Here is an 18,576-nt window from a genome sequence, read left to right as displayed (position 1 = left end):
GGCGTATTTTAATGAAATTTTTATATATGCAAAAGTGATAAATATAAAGGTATCGAAGCAATGTAAAATTTATCATATAATAAATTTTAAGAAAATCTTAAGAAATTTATAGAGTTTTTTGTAAAAATCGCCTGCTAAGCTTATATAAGAAGGCAGGTGATAAAAAATGTTCCATAATTGAGAATTATTTGGGGGTCTGATTAAATGGATAAATACAACATTTTGGTATGCGACGATGACAAGGCAATTGTGGATGCTTTGGAGATTTATTTAAAACAGGAGAATTATAACGTCATAAAGGCATATACCGGAAAGCAGGCATTAAAAATCCTGGAAGAACAAAAAATTCACCTGATTTTGCTGGATATTATGATGCCTGAGATGGACGGGTTAACCGCAACAGTCAGAATTCGTGAAGAACTGAATATACCGATTATAATATTATCTGCGAAATCTGAGGATACAGATAAAATTATTGGGTTAAATTTCGGTGCTGACGATTATGTTACAAAACCCTTTAATCCCTTGGAACTTTTGGCAAGGGTAAAATCCCAATTGAGGCGATATACCTTGCTTGGAGGGGCAGAGCAAAAGAAGGGAATTCTCAAAACCGGCGGACTGGAATTGGATACTGAAGCAAAGGAACTTCGCCTGGATGGGGAGAAAGTAAAGCTAACGGCTACAGAATACGGCATTGTATTATTTCTGATGAAGAATATGGGCAAGGTGTTTTCCATAGAGCAAATATATCAAAATGTATGGAATGAACCTTTATACACATCGGAAAATACAGTTGCTGTACATATTCGGAGAATCAGGGAAAAAATTGAGATTAACCCGAAGGAACCAAAATATTTAAAGGTGGTGTGGGGTATTGGTTACAAAATTGAAAAGTATTAGATATTCAACTTTTACAAAGGTTGCTGCGATTATTCTGGCATGGCTATGTTTAATAAGTATATTGGCAACCGGTATAGATTTGAGAAATAATGAAGTCCTGCACGTCCATAGCTATGTAGATTCTTTAGAATTTAAATCAAACTACGAGTCGCTTATTTACCTTACTGTGGAATTATACACATCGCTGAAAAGTGAGGAATATATCAAAACGTCCGATGAATTTAAGGGGGAAGTCCAAGCTGCCTTAAAAAGATACAACTTTATAAAAGACTTCCTTTCAAAATATGTTAATTTTGCTTATTATATAAAAGACTTAAATACTGGAGAGGTTGCTACAAACTTAGATTCTGAAGATCCTGTTGGACTAATAAAGAAGCAAAAATCAATGTTGCATTATATTCAAGGGCAAGCCATTGAAGGATTGTGGTTTGCTGAAGATTTAGGCGAAATGTTATATGGAAAATCTTATGAAGTATATACTGCTGTCATAGAGCCTTTGAAAAAAGGAGATCGTTTTTATGATCATTATCTTTCATTTAAAAAATCCAAAACACAGATAAATTTAGAGATAGCTTTTTTGATTGCTTCAGCACTTATATTACTTTTATCCCTTGTTTACCTAATATATGTTGCAGGAAAAAAGAAAGGTATGGAAGGAATTGCTTTAAGACGATGGGATAGATATTTTGATATACAGTCTTTGATAGTGCTTTTTGCAGCTTTGAATACGCTATTTTATCTGGATAATTATCATTATGGCTTATCTTTTGAAGTGCTGTTGATATTAAGTATAGATTTCTTTATTGGATTGACCTGTTTATTGTCAGTGGTCAGGCAATTAAAGACTGAAAGTGTTAAAAAGAATTTGTTTATATACAAGTCTTATTGTGAACTTTTAGTGTTTATTCGACTTTTGTCTAAGGGCAGGATTTTTAGACCTTGGATTATTGTGCTGTTGGGAGTTTATAGCGGAATTAACAGCATTTTGCTTACATTGATATACCTGGCCTTAATTCATAATGATGAAAAAGTGGCATTGCTTACATTAATTCCGTTTATTATTTTTAACATGAAAGGTTTATATATGATTTCAAAGTCTCTTAAAGATTTACCTGAAATAATGGAAGCCACAAAACAAATGGCTGAAGGAAACCTTGACTATAAACTTGACACAAAGAATATGTCTATTGCCTTTTCCGCCTTTGCGGAGAATATTCAAAGTATACAGATGGGTTTAAAAAAAGCAGTTGAGGATGCTATAAAAGGAGAAAGGATGAAAACCGATCTTATTACCAATGTATCTCATGATTTAAAGACTCCCTTAACTTCCATAATAAATTATGTCGGATTGTTGAAGAAGGAACCTATAGAGAATCAAAAGGCACAAGAATATATAAATATATTGGATGAAAAATCTGCAAGACTGAAAGTGCTTATTGAAGATTTGATTGAAGCAAGCAAGGCATCAAGCGGGAATTTGCCGGTAAACATCGAAAAACTTGATTTGTGCGAACTGGTTATGCAGGCTGTTGGTGAGTATAGGGATAAGTTTGAAAATCGCGGACTGGATGTAAGAACAATTACCGACGAAAAAAACATATATGCGCAGGCTGATGGAAAACATATGTGGCGTATTGTTGAAAATCTTTTGTCCAATGTTTTGAAGTATTCTATGAAGAATTCCAGGGTTTATATTAACATAGCAAGAAATGAGGATTACGGGATTTTGACTATAAAGAATATATCCGAACTTCCGTTGGAAATACCTGTTGAGCAGCTTACAGAACGTTTTGTAAGGGGAGATATGTCAAGAACAACTGAAGGGTCAGGATTGGGGTTGGCTATTGCTAAAAGTCTCACTGATATACAAAAAGGATATTTTAGGATAGAAACAGATGGGGACTTGTTCAAAGCAACGGTGGAAATACCATTGTGGAAGTAATGCAGGTGTGGATTTAAAGTCAATCATCTAATTGATAGTGAAGTAAGAAGAGTATTTATTCTAAACATTAAATTTTAAATAATATTTGTATAATGCTCAGGGAATGGCAGAATATACTAGTTAAAGTAAAATGCAAAAAACTATTATAATTATTTTAAGGAATTTGCTAATAATACTTAAAATAAAAAAGCTGCTGTAAGTTTATTACTTACAGCAGCTTTTTTATTTTAAGTACAATTATTGTGTCTATTAGAATGCACCATCATATGTTACACCAGGTCTAGGTGTAATTCCTTTAGCACTGAACAACTCGCTTAATGTAACGAAAGCATATCCCTGATTTTGAAGGGTTGGAATTATAATATCCAAAGCTTCAGGTGTCGGGTGATTACCTGGTTGTGTGCAGTGCATCAATACAATGGAACCGTCTCTAACACCGTTAATTACTATCTGAGCTCTTGCTTGAGCTGTAGTTGCTGAACCTCCGTTCCAGTCTTGTGCTATAACACCTTGTACAAAAGGCATATTAATAGTTGAAGTCATTGCGCCGCCTACAGAAAGGTTAGGTGCACGGAAGAACTTAGGATCATAACCAGTATATTGTCTAACAGCAGCGTTAGTTTGGTTAATTTCATTTTGTATTTGAGAAGCCGACATGTATCTCATGTCCTGGTGGCTCCATGAATGGTTTCCAATTTCATGGCCTTCAGCCACAATTCTTTGCATTACACTTCCGTTTGAAGCAATATTCTGTCCAACAACCATAAATGTAGCTTTAGCATTGTATTTCTTTAACTTGTCAAGTACTAAAGTTGTTTGATAGCTTGGTCCATCGTCAAAGGTTAAAGCAACAAGCTTTTTGCCTGTAATTGGCTGAGATGTAGGTGAGCTTGTTGGTACACTTTGAGTGCTGAATGTAAAGTAGTCAATATTAACCGGACCATTGAAGCAGAGGTACAGATCTTTTGTACCTGAAGCACCGCTAACGGAAGTACTCAATTCTCTGTAAGAATCCCAACCGCCAGTTGAAGTTACATTTAAAGAACCAATAATTGTACCGGTTGAACTGCCAAGCCTCAACTGTATAGTTGTGCTTGAGTTACCGCCATAGGCAACACGTGCTGTGAAGGAATTTGCTCCCGAACCGAAGTTAACATTTTTAAATACAATGTAATCGCCGTTCTCGATATATCCTAAACCGCTACCGCCATTATCAGTACCTATCTTCTCCATTGTTGAAGAACTATTACTGCTGTAGTTTTCAGCCTCAATTTTACTAAAGGCATCTATTGGAGAAGTATTGTCGGGATTGCCATTATTACCGCCGTTATTAGGATTGCCTCTGGTAGTTAAGTCAATCATACCTAACAGATGTTGTTTTATCATTGCAAAATCAATTGATGTATAGTTACCGTCATTGTCTATATCTGCATTTTGAGGTGCAGGGAAAGAAGATATCATTCCAAGCAAATACTGTTTGTATATTGCAAGGTCAATAGAATCGATTGTACCGCTGTTGTTTACATCACCAAGCAAACCGCCGGTATTTCCGCCGTTATTTCCACCGCCAGTGTTGCCACCGCCGTTATTTCCACCACCAGTGTTGCCACCGCCAGTGTTACCACCGCCAGTGTTGCCACCGGTGCTACCATGAGGAACGCCGTTTATGGAGATGGACATTGATTTAACATCAGCTTTACCGCTGCTCTGGTATCCTTCAACAACAAGGGAAATTTCATAGAATTTACCCATCTTCATGCCTCTGGATTCCCAAGCTTTAAAGTGTTCACTGACGCTTATCTTTCCGCTTGTACGTTTTTGCTGACGAACACTCCAATATTGCTGGAATGTTGCAGTACCTTTAATTGAAGGCTGATTAACTCTTGTTGTTTCATATATGTCATATGTTCCGCCATCAACAGTTATTGTACCTTTTACAGGCTCATTTCCTGGCGGTCTCCAGTTACCCCAGCTCTCGATAATGTAGTACTCTACAAGGGGATCACTAGTCCAACCGTAAACAGCCAAGTAAGAGTTTCCATTTGGTTGGTAGTCACATTCATAAGTCAATTCCATTGTACCGATTTGTTGGTGAGTCTTTGTCTCGTCATATTTGATACCTTTGCGGAACAAGATATTGTTTATGTTGCTCCATTCACAGCTGAAGGAACCGCCATCTTTAAGTATCATTGTTCCGTTACCGTTGTCTTTCCAGTACTCATAGTTGTATCCGCCATGTGTACCGGTTTCATTGTTGGTTACAGTTTTGGTTCCGCCACCGGTATTTCCGCCGGTATTTCCGCCACCTGGCCATCCGCCTCCAGGCCAGCCGCCGTTATTTCCACCGCCGGTATTACCACCGCCGGTATTACCACCGCCGCCATTATTTCCACCGGTATTACTGGAAGTATCAAATACAAAATAGTCAACATTTACCGGTCCGCTAAAGCAAAGGTATAAATCCTTTGTACCCGATGCATTGGTAACGTTAGTAGTTACTTCCTGGTATGTATCCCAACCGCCAGTAGACGGTACAGTCAATGTACCTATAAGAGCTCCGTTTGTTCCGCCTAATCTTAATTGAATTGTTGTGCTGGTAGTATTACCGTTTGCAACATATGCCTTGAAAGATCCGGCACCGCTTCCCAAATTTACACTCTTATATACAGCATAGTCACCATTGTTTATATATCCTATACCTGTACCTATGGATCTAGCTTCAGAACCGACCAAATCATCATAATCTTCTGCTTCGATCTTTTGGAAAGCATTTTTTTCAGTTACCGGTTTAGGTGTTGATGTTGAAGGTGCCTGTCCGCCAATAACAAGGTTCATTTTTTTCATGTTAGCCTGACCGCTGCTCTGATATCCTTCAACAACCATGGAAACTTCATAAAGTCTACCCATTCTCATGCCTCTGGATTCCCAGGCCTTAAAGTGTTCGTGAACAGATATGGTTCCGCTTGTACGTTTTTGTGTACGAACACTCCAATACTGATCGAAAGTTTTGTCTCCTTCAATGGATGGCATATTGTATCTGGTTGTTTGATAAATTTCGTATTGACCGCCGTCAGCGTTAACATAACCTTTTACCTGATTGCTTCCTGGTGGCTTCCAGGTACCGTAGCTCTCAATAATATAGTACTCTACAAGAGGTCCCTGAGTCCATCCATAAACGGAAAGATATGAGTTACCGTTTGGTCTGTAGTCACAATCATATTCTATGTATATATTTCCGTATTCCTGATATGTTTTTTGTGATCCAAGTCTTTTACCGGTACGGAACAGAATGTTGTTAATGTTGCTCCAGGAACAAGTAAAAGTACCTGGTCCAGTAAGAGTCATTGTTCCATTACCAGTATCTTTCCAGTATTCATAGTCATAACCCTGATATGTTCCGGTAGCATTATTAGTAAGTGTCATTGCTTGTACATTTGCCGGAAGCAAAGTGAACAAGAAGGAACAACATAAAAGGGTTGAAAAAAACGCCATTAGCTTTTTTGTCATTTTTCGCTCTCCTTTCGAAATTTTTTGGATTTTGATGTAAGCATACTTTTTGTTTTGATAAATCGTTGTAATAAAAAACAGGTAGGCACTTATAAACTTCTAAATATCTTCCACACATCATCCTTTCTACTAAAGAATTATTAGTAATTATGAATTAAATAAAAAAGAATGTAATCCCCGCTTAATAGATATTCGAATGTAATATAATTTTTCTATCGTAATTTTTATAAATATCTCAAATAATTTAAATAAGTTTTATGCAGTAAGTTTTAATCATTTATTGAAAAATGCATAACTTCGAAATTATTTACTTCTGTTCTGTGAATAATTAATAGAATTTTTACTGTTTGTGGGTTGTAAACTGATGAGAGAGCTATAATTATTTATAACGATTTATACGACAAAAATTATTGTGTATTATTTTAAATCTTTCAACAAAAAAATTAATCCTGTATTTAAAATAAATAATTTAATTTGCTGCATTTTTATTATATCTTTTGTTTTCATTATATCATATAATTATATTAAATTCACGCAATAAATATGAGTAATAAATTAAGGATTGGTGCAATGAAATTACGGGAAAGCTTGATTGAAGGATGTGATTACTTATATTTGATGTAAATAAAGCCTGGAATAATATCCTTGCCAGTGTGAAATGAATATAATAAAATAAAATTAATGATTAACGAATTAAAAATACCCCAATGCTTCAAAAACTTTACATTTGCTTTTTTACTTTGATGTAGTTCTTCAGCAGGTTAAATTAAAGCTTTGTTGCAATTTTTGCAAGTTAATTTCTATAAATGAAGTATACGATGGGAGGACGTATTTTTGATTAAATTAATAATTAAGAAATTTATTAAAGACAGCGAAAAAGTGAATGATAAAAAAGTAAGGGAATCCTATGGAGTATTATCCGGTACATTAGGGATAATATGCAATGTGTTTCTTTTTGTAGTAAAGCTGGTTTTGGGGCTTTTTATAAACAGTATTGCTGTAATTTCCGACGCTTTTAACAATCTTAGTGATATGGGGACATCAGTAATTACAATCTTTGGGGCAAAACTTAGCAGCAGGCCTCCTGACGAAGAACATCCCCATGGACATGGACGATACGAGTATATCGCTTCTTTAGTAGTTTCCTTTATTATTTTTGCTGTTGGGCTTAAGCTTTTGAGCACTTCCTTTAATAAAATTCTAAATCCTCAAAAAGTATTGTTTAATGCCGTATCTGTATTGATTTTATTGATTTCGGTGTTGGTGAAGGTATGGATGTTTTCTTACAACAGATATATAGGCAAGGTAATAAACTCAAGTGTTAACAGAGCTGCTGCATTGGACAGTCTCAATGATGTTTATGCAACCGGCGGCATAATATTGGGGATGGTTATCGGAAGTTTTACAGCATTTCCGGTTGACGGAATAATGGGACTGGTTATTTCGGTTTTGATTATGTATACTGGGTTTAAAGCTGCGAAAGATTCGGTAAACTTACTTTTGGGAGCTTTACCAGATCCGGAGATTATACAGAGAATTAATGAATTGGTTCTTAGCGGTGAGAATATTAAAGGCATTCATGATTTGAAAATTCATGACTATGGCCCGGGAAGAATAACAGCATCAATTCATGCTGAAGTAGCTGATAATGTAAATATTGTAGATATACATTCCGAAATTGATAAAATCGAGGCTAAGGTGAAGGAAGAACTCGGCATTGATATGGTTATTCACATGGATCCTGTTGAGTAAGGGAGATTCGCTCTGCAACAGTCGGATTTTATCGGTTAAAGAGATTTAAAAAGTAAACTTTGTACATAAATTTAAGTATCTTTGCTAGTTTTTTACATCATAATGCTGTTGAGTCAATTTTATGACTTAACAGCATTTTTCAGTTGGGCAGAATCCTGGCAATAATTTAAAGGCGAAAGAGGGTTATGATATAGACAAAGGAAGATATAGGGCGATATTGATTGAAGAAATTTATAATTAGCTTGCATAAATATGATTTTGAGGATTTGTATCTAGATGTTTGAGGAGTTTTTTTTAGTAACCTGAAAAAGCTGTTACTTTTTTGTTACAGATGCGTCTATATAAATAGAAACAGCATGCTGGATAAAAATGAATTTTAAAAATTTGGTCCAATACAAATAGCGATAAGGAGTTTACCGATGGGAAAAAGTTTTTTAAAGCTTTATGACAAGTATTTTGATGATGTTTACCGGTACATTTATTTTAAAACGGGTAATAAATGGGAAGCTGACGATTTGGTTAGCGAAACTTTCAGAAAAGCTTATGAAAAGTATAAATATCTGAGGGGAGAACCAAAGCCGTGGATAATGGCAATAGCCAGGAATACTGTCATAGATTTTTACAGAAGCAAGAAGAATTTTGCTCCTATGTCAGACAATGAAATAGATGATTTGGCTTATAACTATCCTATTGAAGAGATTTTTGAAAAAGAGGAAGAGCTTACTTATTTAAAACAGTCTTTAAAGAGCTTAAACAAGGAGGAGCTTGAGATAATCAATTTAAGGTATTTTTCGGACATGAAATACAATGAAATCGGAAAATTGCTGGGAAAGTCAGAAAACGCAATAAAGACAAAAGCTATGAGGATCCATAGAAAACTTGGACAGGTAATTCAAAAATTAATGGAGGAATAGATATGGATAATAAATTTATAGAAAAGCAGATGCTTGATTTAAAAGAACAAATAAAGGTTAATAATGATTTAAAACGGAACTTAAGATCAAGTTTTGACAAGAAAACGGTTAAAAGGTGGAAATTGCCGGTAGCTGTAGCTGTTGCGGCTGTAATATGTGTAGTAATGGTTTCATATTTGGGTTCACCGAGAGTTTATGTCAATCACGTAAACGCTGCATCAATAAAAATACTTAACCAGGTTTCTTTTGCAGATATAGGTGAAGCAAGCGGGGATGCTGCAGAATATAAAGGAACTGTTTATAATGCTGTCTTTGGGCAAGGGATATATGCTTATGATTCTAATGGCTACCGTGAGATTTACAAAGGGGAGGTTAATGCCTTAAATGTTTCTCCCGATGGAAAAAAGCTGGTTTTTTCGGACGGGAATCTTAATATATTCGATATTGAGACATCAAAGGCAACGGTATTGCTGAAAGGAGACGAATCTACTTATTATGAACAGCCGGCCTGGGCTTCTGACAACAAACATATAATTTATGTGAAAAAGGTTATTGAACCTTTGGAAACGCATGGGTTTGAAGAAACAGAATCTTCCATTTGCCAGATAGATTTAGAAAACATGGATGTAAAAAAATTAGCTGATGGAAATTCGCCGTCCTATGCAGGTAAAGGGAACATTGTATTTGAAAGGGACGGCAATATTATCAGAAAGAATATCAAAGACCAGTCGGAAAAGATTATAGATACAGGCAGGTTCCCGTCGGTTTCTCCCGATGGCGGGTATGTTGCATATGTTAAAACAGAGAAAAGGGAAAAAGCAATTTCAGCTAAACTATCTGTGGAAGAGAATATTGACAATGTCTGGATTGCCGATGTAAATTTTGAAACTAAGAAGCAGTTGACAATGAACTTTGTTGAAGACGAAGAAATGAGTGAAGATGAAATTGCAGAAAACACTTCCGATTTGCCTATGAGTATATTAAAAACCGGTATGTACAGTTACTATAATCCGAAGTGGAGCAGTGACTCAAAGAATTTGTATGTTCTTAAAAATAATAATAAGACGCGGAACATGAAGCTTATGCGTATTAGTTTTACCGATAGCGAGTTGACTGCAGAAAACACAGTGGCTAACTTTATTCAAGCTCTAATTTCGAGAGAGGATGATTATGCCAAAAGCCTGATGCACAACCCACCGGACCTTATTACTGTTTCCAATCCGCGTATTGTAGGATATAAAATACTTAAAAGCGGTTCGGAGAATGGAAAGCTTTGTATTGAAGCTGAAACCTATTGGTCTTATAAGGCTCAACCTGATTTTCAGGTACTAAAGCAAAATTATTACCTGTCCTCTTTAAATAGCGGTTATATTATTGATGAAATCATAACTGAAGATGAGTTAGCTGTTGGAGTATCAAAGGATGGCCAATCTCTGGTAATGAAAAAGGAAAAGGATCAGATCTTATTTAATATTAATGATATACCTAAAAATTATTTGTCGGAGGAAAATTACAGAATTGCCTCTTTAGCATTTAGTGAAGAAGGTAATAGTGTAATATTTTCAATTCAGGTTTTGGAAGATGATGCCCAAAAATCTTCAGTCAAAGTATTGGCCTATGACATTCGCAATAAAGAATTTAAGTTTATAGATCATATCAAAAATATAAACGGTAAGGAAAATGTGGTGATAGAAAGTCTTATTTCGGACTCTTCAGGAAGATATGCTGCAGTAAAACTGTTTTCTTCCGATGACCCGGATTTTAAAACGACAGTACTGGTATATGATTTAAAGAATAATAAAAAAGCAGATATTGGATCTCTGTTGAAATATGCTGATATGGGTGCCATCCATACAAAATTCTGGGATAAAAATGTTCTTGTATTGGAATTAGCAGGCGAAGGACAGACAATGAGCTATTTATACAATCCTGAAAATGGAGAATTGAAAAGTTTTGGAGAAAATTAATTATATTTCATAACATATATTTGAAAGAATGGTTGGTAAACTTCAAAAAGCCGCATATTATGCGGCTTTTTGAAGTTATTCTTGCAATTATTTATCTTGAAGTTTGTAAATGGTTCTTAACATCTGTTCGTCAATTTGTTTGCCGTTAAGGGCAATATAGACACCTTTGCCGTTATGGGTTTCTTTCAGACGGATTGTTTTAACCTGTGAAAATGGATCCATTTTATAATACTTAATAGTATCGGTTAAGTTTTGATATAATTCCTGTGCACCTTTGGCCAAGCAGGATTCACACATACAAATAGTGAATTCCTGAACGGTAAAGGTTGAATTGTCTTTTTTACGTACAGTGTTGCAGGCACTGTCTCCTTTCATAGGTGTATAGTGTGTGTGCAGAAGCTCATGGGCCAGGTGTGAGTTTGGCTCACCGTAGAAATCCTCATACAGCCTTAAAATATCCGGATTTTCTTGGGATTTGCGGTATTTTGAAATTTTATCTATATTTACCAATATTTGCTGGCGTTTTTCCATATCATCTATCTTTTCCGGTACGGGATGTCCTGCACCGCAAATACAACCGCCAGGGCAGGCCATAACTTCTATAAGGTCATAACCCACATCCACACCTTGAATAATTTTTTCAATTATAGGTTCAGCATTTTGGAGTCCGCTTACAACAGCCACACGAACCTTTGCATTATTAACGTCTACAGTTGCCTCTTTTACACCTTCAAAACCACGAATTTCTTCAAAATCCAGCTGATCGGTTAGTGCTTTTCCAGTGAGCTTTTCGACTGCCATACGAAGTGCAGCCTCAGCAACACCTCCTGAAGCACCAAAGAGTATGCCGGCACCGGATACTTGTCTGTAAGGTTCATCAAATTCCTGAGGTTCCACCTGAGAGACGTCGATATTTTCAAGTCTGACCATTTCAATCATCTCTGTAGTTGTGAGCACAGCATCAACATCGCGGATGCCATCGGGAGCAAATTCCGGACGTGCGGCTTCGTATTTTTTCGCAATACACGGAACTATTGAAACTACAAACAGATCCTCTTTATTTAAACCTGCCAGTTTTGCATAGTGGTTTTTAACTGTAGCACCCATCATCATTTGCGGTGATTTGCAGGTTGACAGGTGAGGAATTATTTCAGGATAACGCCTTTCAACAAAGTTTATCCATCCCGGACAGCATGAAGTAAACTGCGGCATTACACCTTTATTGGATATCCTTGTTAAAAATTCTGTAGTTTCTTCCATAATAGTCAGGTCTGCTGCAAAAGTAAAGTCAAATACCTTGTCAAAACCAAGCTTCTTAAGCAAGCCTGCCATAAAGGCAGAAGTTTTTTCAAAAGGAATATTGTAAGTTTTCGAGATAAGACTGCGCACAGCTGGTGCAACAAAGCCGATAACAGTCTTTTTATTATCGTGTATAGCTCTCAGAACTTTACCTTTGTCACGACGATAGTCTAAAGCGCCGCATGGGCAGGCAGTTACACACTGACCGCAGCTGACACAATCTGTTTCCTGAAGCGGCAAGCCGCTCTTAGTACCTACCAACTGACGTCCGTTTTTCATATAAAAGGCCAGTACACCGGGACCTTCAATTTCATTACATGCGGCAATACAACGTCCGCAAGAAATACATTTATTGTGGTCACGGATTATAAAAGGATGATCGTTAACTATCGGAATGTATGGTCGTTCGTGAATAGGTAGTTCAAATTCAATACCGTGGTTGGTTGCCTCTTTGCGCAAATCGCAGGTATAGCGTTCACGGCATCCGCATTTTAAACAGCGACGGGCTTCCTTCCTTGCAGTTTCTTCCGCCAAGCCCAATTCCACTTCTTTAAAGTTGTTCTTTCTTTCCTCTAAAGAAATAGACGGCATCTGGGCACGGGGAACTTTAGGTATTTCTTCAAATTCCCATTTCGGCAAGTCTTCCATGCTGCCACGGCTGCAGCTGTAGTCAACATTTTCTTCTTTTATATATCCCTTCATCAGGAAATTGTCCATCGCTTCAGCGGCACGGCGTCCTGCTGCAACAGCCTGAATTACCGTTGCAGGTCCTGTTACACAGTCTCCTCCTGCAAATATGTTATATTCTGAGGTTTGCATAGTTTTGCCGTTAATATCTATGTCTCCCCATTTGTTAAGCTTTACAGGCAGGTCATTATACAGGAATTGTGTATTGGTACTTTGACCTATAGCACCTATTATAGTGTCGGCTTCAATATCAAATTCACTTCCTTCAATAGGCACAGGACGGCGACGGCCGGAACGGTCAGGCTCACCTAAAGTCATTTTTATACAGGTGAGTTTTTTCTTTTTGCCATCCACACTGGTAATCTTTGTAGGAGCCATCAAGAACAGCATTTCAACACCCTCGTGCAATGCTTCTTCCACTTCATAGGGCTCAGCAGGCATTTCATCACGGGTACGACGGTATACAAGCTTAACAGATTTGGCTCCTTTTCTAAGAGCTGTACGGGCACAGTCGATAGCAGTGTTTCCTCCACCAATTACAACAACGGTATCGCCCAGGTTAATTTCCGCATTTTTGGTTACCTGCTCGAGGAAGCGTATTCCAAGCCATACACCGTCAAGGTTTTCACCTTCAATATGCAATGGAGTAGGAGTCCATGAACCTATAGCAAGATATACGGCGTCAAAATCCTTGCTTAGGTCTTCAAGTCTTATGTGGGTTCCTAAGGCTTTTTCAGTCATAATTTTTACGCCGAGGCTTCTAATTAGGTCAATTTCTTTATCCAGTGTAGCTTTTGGAAGACGGTATTCCGGTATACCGTATCTCATCATTCCGCCCGCTTTGGGTTGGCGCTCAAAAACAGTTACATCATGGCCCTTTATGGCACTGTAATATGCTGCGGAAAGTCCGGATGGTCCTGCTCCTACTATAGCAATTTTTTTACCTGTAGGAGGGTTCTTTTTTGGAAGCCATTGTGTTGGTTGAGACATATCCCAGTCTGCGGCAAAACGTTTTACATAATTTATTGCCACCGGGGAGTCTACAAGATTGCGTCGGCATGCCGCTTCACAGGGATGGGGACAGACACGTCCGCATACAACCGGAAAAGGGTTTCTTTCCTTTATTGTTCTTACGGCAGCTTCAAAATTTCCATTGCCTACATGACGCAAGTAGGTTTGGATGTCGACATTGGCAGGACAAGTCATAACACAGGGAGCAACACAATCTGCATTATGATCGGAAAGCAGCTGTTCCAAACGAACCTTTCTATAGTTTTCAAGTTTCGGACTGTTGGTGCATATTACCATACCTTCTTTTATAGGAGTTTGGCATGCTTTTACTTCCCTTTCGCCATTAGGTTCAATGATGGTTACAACACAAAGTCCACAGTTACCGTTTGATCTTTCAAGCCTTATATCATAACACAGGTGAGGAATATGTATATCCTCCTGAATTAATGCCTGAAGAATGGTAAGATTGTCGTAAACTTCAATTTCACGACCGTTAACTGTTACTTTGATACGATTTTGAATCGATAATGTTTTCATTCCTTTTCACCTCAACAAATACATTTAAATTTTTAAGCCGTTTCAAAAATTAACCCCGGGGACCTGCCAAACATCATTTTTTGAAACGACAATGGCTATCTTTAATTATTTCAAGTTGGTTAATTATAAATGTAATATTTTATCCATATATATTATAACGGGTGAATTACAACTTGTCATCGAAAATTGACAATTTTTTAACTAATTTTTTTGTGGGATTTTTTGTATTTACAAATAAGGTAAAATGTAGTAAATATATAAAACAATCTTGTTGAATTGAAAGAATAAGGTATTGATTATATAATATTGTTAACAAGTTTTATGTTATTTTTATACAAGTAACGGAGAATAGGGGGAGGGGATTAAATGAAAAAATTATTTTCCAGGAGATTGTGCTTTTTGTCGGCAGTTGTTTTCCTTTTAAGTGTAGCATTTTTTATTTCCGCACCATTTACTGTATTTGCTGATTCTTCCGGAAGTAAAGGAGATATAAATGGCGATGGCGTAATTGATGGTGCTGATTTTGAATTGCTCAGATATTATTTTCTTGGAATGAGGAAATTGTCTGAATCTCAGTTGGAACAAGCAGACATCAATAATGATGGAGTTGTAGATATTGAAGATTTGAATTATTTTCCCAGAGTATTACCGGTTGTATATGATATTCCTACACCAGGTCTCATTTGGGTTGAAATCCCGGAGGGTAAGGGAGATATAAATGATGATGGTGTGGTGGATTATCTTGATACCGTACTTTTTAAAGAAGCTTTACTCGGAATGAGGAAATTGTCTGAATCTCAGTTCGAGCAAGCTGACATCAATAATGATGGAGAATTAGACCGTAATGATTTTGAAGCTTTCCCAAGAATTCCAAGAGGAACTGTTTTTGGCGATATTAACAACAGCGATACTTTAGATTCATTTGATTTGGCTTTATTCAAGGCATATCTTTTAGGCATGGCTGAAATTGAACCGGATCCTCAGAAAAAATATATATGGGATGCAAACGCAGACGGCAATATAAATAGTATAGATTATGCAATGTTAAAAAGATATTTTTTGGGGATACTTATAGAGCTGCCCATACAGATGTGTGTGGAAATATAGTAGCAATATTGCAGTATTTATTGTAGAAATAATTTTTAATACATAAAGGAAGTGGGAAAAAAGGACTGTCAACTTTGACAGCCCTTTTTTATATAAACTACAAACCGTTTTTGCATTTTTTGCTCTTTTTCTTTTCCATATCTGCCTTTACAGGCTCATTATTTGAATTTATCTGATCGTTATAAAAAGCCGGATCTCCGACAGCATCCGCAACGAGCTTTTTGTCTTTTTTCTTTTCCTTCATGGATGATTCCTCCTGTAATTAGAATTGCATAATGCAGTATTTTTATATTATTTGCATATCCAGTTGAAATATGAATGTTGATAACCTTTTCTATTATTTATAATTTTATGTGTTTTTTCTTCAACTTTCGGGCTTTTCTTCGATAATTGCAGAAGTAAGTATGAAAGAAGACGATTTTTTATAAAAAAATATATTGAAATCTCAATAATATTCCGAAAGATATATTGAATATTTTTCGTATGAAATCTTATTTTCAGATAACAAACGTCGTAATATACATTTTCGATAAAACATCGGTACTTATAGTTGAAGGAGTGAATATACTATGAAATGGATTTCTGACATATCAATAAGAGCAAAGATTTTGTTACTTCTGTTTATATCAATTATAGGCGTTGCTTTATTTGCAGTTTGGTCTTTAATGTCAAGCACTTCAATTCAAAATAAACAAACCAACATGTTGAAGTCTGCACGAGCTGCCCAGGAAGCTGTATTAAATGCTGACAGAGATTTGTACCAGGCGTATGCAGCAGTACAGAAACTGGTTTTGGAAGATAATGGAGAAGAACAAATTGATGCGCAAATTAACTTTTATAATGAAAATATACAGACTGCAAAAGAGAGAATTTTAACTGCGGTACAGGAAATTGAAAACACGAAAAACGAATGGATTGAGTTTACAGGAGATACAAGTAAATTATCAATATTTGAAATTTTGGAGAAAGTAAGTTCTGAAATAGACGATTGGGCTGAAGTTTCAAATTTATGCATAGAAAACAAAGCCTTTGATGAAAAATGGGAAAATACCTTTATCAAGGCACGACAGCGTTTGGATGAAGCAAATGATATATTGGAAGATGCGGTAAAAGTAAATGACACAGTATATGGCAAAAGAAGAGTCAGTATCAGAATATATATATCTGTTGGATTAGCTTGCTTGCTAATTATGATCTTTATTTTTGGCTATGCAATAATTAGAAATATATCAAAGCCACTGACTCTTGTGGTGGAAATGATTAATGAGATTAAAAACGGGCATCTTAGAAAAAGGCTTAATCTGAACAGAAAAGATGAAATTGGCAAGCTCGCAAAGGCAATGGATCAATATGCCGATGAACTTCAAAAGTATGTAGTGGATCCTATGCATAAAATAGCGGAAGGAAATTTTGATTTTGAATTGCTGATTAGGGATGATGAGGATGAAGTGGGACCTGCACTTCAGAAAACAACAGAGGCAATAAAAGGACTTGTTTATGAGGCAAACAGTTTAACAGCAGCTGCTATTGAAGGTAAACTTAATGTGAGAGGACGAGCTGAAAGCTTCAAAGGCTTATATCGAGAAATAATTTTAGGAATAAATAAAACACTAGATGCAGTGGTAGAACCGATAATTGAAGCTTCAAGTGTACTTGAGGAATTGGAAAAGGGAAATTTGCAGGTCAGTATAGAAGGAGATTACAAGGGTGAGCATGCAATAATAAAGGATGCTCTGAATAAGACAATTTCCAATTTAAAGAGCTATATAAGTGAAATTAGTTATGTTTTAAACCAAATGTCCAACGGTAACTTAGATGTTAAAATAGACAAAGAATTTAAAGGTGATTTTATTGAGATACAAGCTTCACTTAATAATATTTTATCAGTCTTTAATGAAGTGGTAAATGAGATGAAAAATGCGGCGCAGCAGGTATCTGCAGGTGCAAAACAAATTGCCGATTCGTCCCAAATGCTTTCACAGAGCTCAACAGAACAAGCCAGTTCGATTGAAGAGTTAACAACAGTCATGAGTATAATAGATGAACAGACAAAGAAGAATGCCATTAATGCCAAAGATGCAAGTGAAGTTGCGGATTCGGTAAGAGAGGATGCGGTTGAAGGCAATAGACAAATGCAGGAGATGCTGAAGTCAATGGATGAAATTGCGACAGCATCAGCTAATATATACAAGATTATAAAAGTCATAGATGAAATAGCATTCCAGACCAATATTCTGGCGTTGAACGCTGCTGTTGAAGCGGCCAGAGCCGGGCAGCACGGAAAAGGATTTGCTGTTGTGGCTGACGAAGTGAGAAGTCTTGCCGGAAGAAGTGCACAGGCTGCAAAAGAGACCACTGCATTAATAGAAGGAACGGTTTCAAAAACAGAAAACGGCATGAATATAGCGAAGAATACGGCGGCAGCACTTTCAAAAATTGTTGATGGTGTTACAAAGGTGGCCAAACTGGTAGAAGAAATTGCCGTTTCATCTAATGAACAAGCATCAGGTATTTCTCAAGTAAATCAAGGGGTATTGCAGATTTCACAGGTTGTTCAGACCAACTCAGCAACATCCCAGGAAACTGCAGCATCAAGTCAGGAACTGTCAAGTCAGGCAGAGGTTCTTAATGATATGGTGGGCAGATTTAGAATAAGAAAAAGCTATAACGCAAGATCGGGATATGAAAGCATTGATCCGGAGATTGTCAATTATTTGGAGTATTCAGCCAATAATGATAATGAGAAGATTAAGAAAACTTTCAATAAAAAGAATCTTTTACTGGATGAAATGGATTTTGAGAAATATAGATGACAACAAAGTGTTACAAAAATATTTCAATTCTGTTTATCAGTTGACATGATAAATGCAAATGTGCTACCATTTAATTACTATGCAAAAAGAATTATTACTGTAAAATACTGTGATTTTTGAATGTATTAAGTTCAGATAGT

General features: G+C 36.4%; 10 protein-coding genes. 7 read left to right on the top strand and 3 right to left on the bottom strand.

What is annotated here, in order from left to right:
• The first annotated feature begins 204 nt into the window (after positions 1-204).
• Both CLOCL_RS16455 and CLOCL_RS16450 read left to right on the top strand, forming a co-directional pair.
• A complete protein-coding gene (locus tag CLOCL_RS16455) occupies positions 205-900 on the top strand; it encodes a response regulator transcription factor (RefSeq protein WP_014256394.1) in 696 nt (231 codons plus the stop codon).
• On the top strand, positions 875-2,842 hold the full coding sequence (locus tag CLOCL_RS16450) for a sensor histidine kinase (protein WP_014256393.1): 1,968 nt from the start codon (positions 875-877) through the stop codon (positions 2,840-2,842). Before CLOCL_RS16455 ends, CLOCL_RS16450 begins: the two co-directional genes overlap by 26 nt.
• Positions 2,843-3,091: 249 nt before the next feature.
• On the opposite strand, the gene CLOCL_RS23360 is transcribed toward CLOCL_RS16450, so the two are convergent.
• Positions 3,092-6,349, bottom strand: coding sequence for a glycoside hydrolase family 11 protein (locus tag CLOCL_RS23360; RefSeq protein WP_014256392.1), 3,258 nt, complete (start codon positions 6,347-6,349; stop codon positions 3,092-3,094).
• Between the two features lie 834 nt (positions 6,350-7,183).
• Between CLOCL_RS23360 and CLOCL_RS16435 the strand changes: the two genes are divergently transcribed.
• The 3 genes from CLOCL_RS16435 to CLOCL_RS16425 all read left to right on the top strand — a co-directional run bounded on the left by CLOCL_RS16435 (position 7,184) and on the right by CLOCL_RS16425 (position 10,982).
• Entirely contained in the window at positions 7,184-8,101 is a 918-nt protein-coding gene (locus CLOCL_RS16435) for a cation diffusion facilitator family transporter (protein ID WP_014256391.1), read from the top strand.
• 419 nt (positions 8,102-8,520) lie between these two features.
• Entirely contained in the window at positions 8,521-9,015 is a 495-nt protein-coding gene (locus CLOCL_RS16430) for an RNA polymerase sigma factor (RefSeq protein ID WP_014256390.1), read from the top strand.
• 2 nt (positions 9,016-9,017) lie between these two features.
• Positions 9,018-10,982 (top strand): TolB family protein, encoded by a 1,965-nt coding sequence (locus tag CLOCL_RS16425; protein ID WP_014256389.1) that lies wholly within the window; start codon positions 9,018-9,020, stop codon positions 10,980-10,982.
• 87 nt (positions 10,983-11,069) lie between these two features.
• On the opposite strand, the gene CLOCL_RS16420 is transcribed toward CLOCL_RS16425, so the two are convergent.
• Positions 11,070-14,516 carry an NAD(P)-binding protein gene (locus CLOCL_RS16420; RefSeq protein WP_014256388.1) on the bottom strand — a complete coding sequence of 1,149 codons (3,447 nt, stop codon included), beginning with the start codon at positions 14,514-14,516 and terminating at the stop codon, positions 11,070-11,072.
• Positions 14,517-14,882: 366 nt separating this feature from the next.
• On the opposite strand from CLOCL_RS16420, the gene CLOCL_RS16415 reads away from it, so the two are divergent.
• Positions 14,883-15,623: a dockerin type I repeat-containing protein gene (locus CLOCL_RS16415; protein WP_014256387.1), complete on the top strand. Its 741-nt coding sequence runs from the start codon at positions 14,883-14,885 to the stop codon at positions 15,621-15,623.
• 97 nt (positions 15,624-15,720) lie between these two features.
• Here the strand turns inward: CLOCL_RS16415 and CLOCL_RS22660 are convergent, their stop codons facing one another.
• A complete protein-coding gene (locus tag CLOCL_RS22660; protein ID WP_014256386.1) occupies positions 15,721-15,867 on the bottom strand; it encodes a hypothetical protein in 147 nt (48 codons plus the stop codon).
• A 325-nt stretch (positions 15,868-16,192) separates the two neighbouring features.
• Here CLOCL_RS22660 and CLOCL_RS16410 point away from each other — a divergent pair, with 325 nt between their 5' ends.
• Positions 16,193-18,436 carry a methyl-accepting chemotaxis protein gene (locus tag CLOCL_RS16410; protein WP_014256385.1) on the top strand — a complete coding sequence of 748 codons (2,244 nt, stop codon included), beginning with the start codon at positions 16,193-16,195 and terminating at the stop codon, positions 18,434-18,436.
• Positions 18,437-18,576 lie beyond the last annotated feature (140 nt).

This window comes from Acetivibrio clariflavus DSM 19732, assembly GCF_000237085.1.
Taxonomy (GTDB): Bacteria; Bacillota; Clostridia; order Acetivibrionales; family Acetivibrionaceae; genus Acetivibrio; species Acetivibrio clariflavus.
This window is presented reverse-complemented; position numbering and strand designations above follow the sequence as displayed.

Excerpts from the sequence above, each read along its gene's own strand:
- CLOCL_RS16415 (WP_014256387.1), top strand. The coding sequence starts at position 14,883 with ATGAAAAAATTATTTTCCAGGAGATTGTGCTTTTTGTCGGCAGTTGTT.
- CLOCL_RS16410 (WP_014256385.1), top strand. The coding sequence starts at position 16,193 with ATGAAATGGATTTCTGACATATCAATAAGAGCAAAGATTTTGTTACTT.
- CLOCL_RS16430 (WP_014256390.1), top strand. The coding sequence starts at position 8,521 with ATGGGAAAAAGTTTTTTAAAGCTTTATGACAAGTATTTTGATGATGTT.
- CLOCL_RS16420 (WP_014256388.1), bottom strand. The coding sequence starts at position 14,516 with ATGAAAACATTATCGATTCAAAATCGTATCAAAGTAACAGTTAACGGT.
- CLOCL_RS22660 (WP_014256386.1), bottom strand. The coding sequence starts at position 15,867 with ATGAAGGAAAAGAAAAAAGACAAAAAGCTCGTTGCGGATGCTGTCGGA.
- CLOCL_RS16455 (WP_014256394.1), top strand. The coding sequence starts at position 205 with ATGGATAAATACAACATTTTGGTATGCGACGATGACAAGGCAATTGTG.
- CLOCL_RS23360 (WP_014256392.1), bottom strand. The coding sequence starts at position 6,349 with ATGACAAAAAAGCTAATGGCGTTTTTTTCAACCCTTTTATGTTGTTCC.
- CLOCL_RS16425 (WP_014256389.1), top strand. The coding sequence starts at position 9,018 with ATGGATAATAAATTTATAGAAAAGCAGATGCTTGATTTAAAAGAACAA.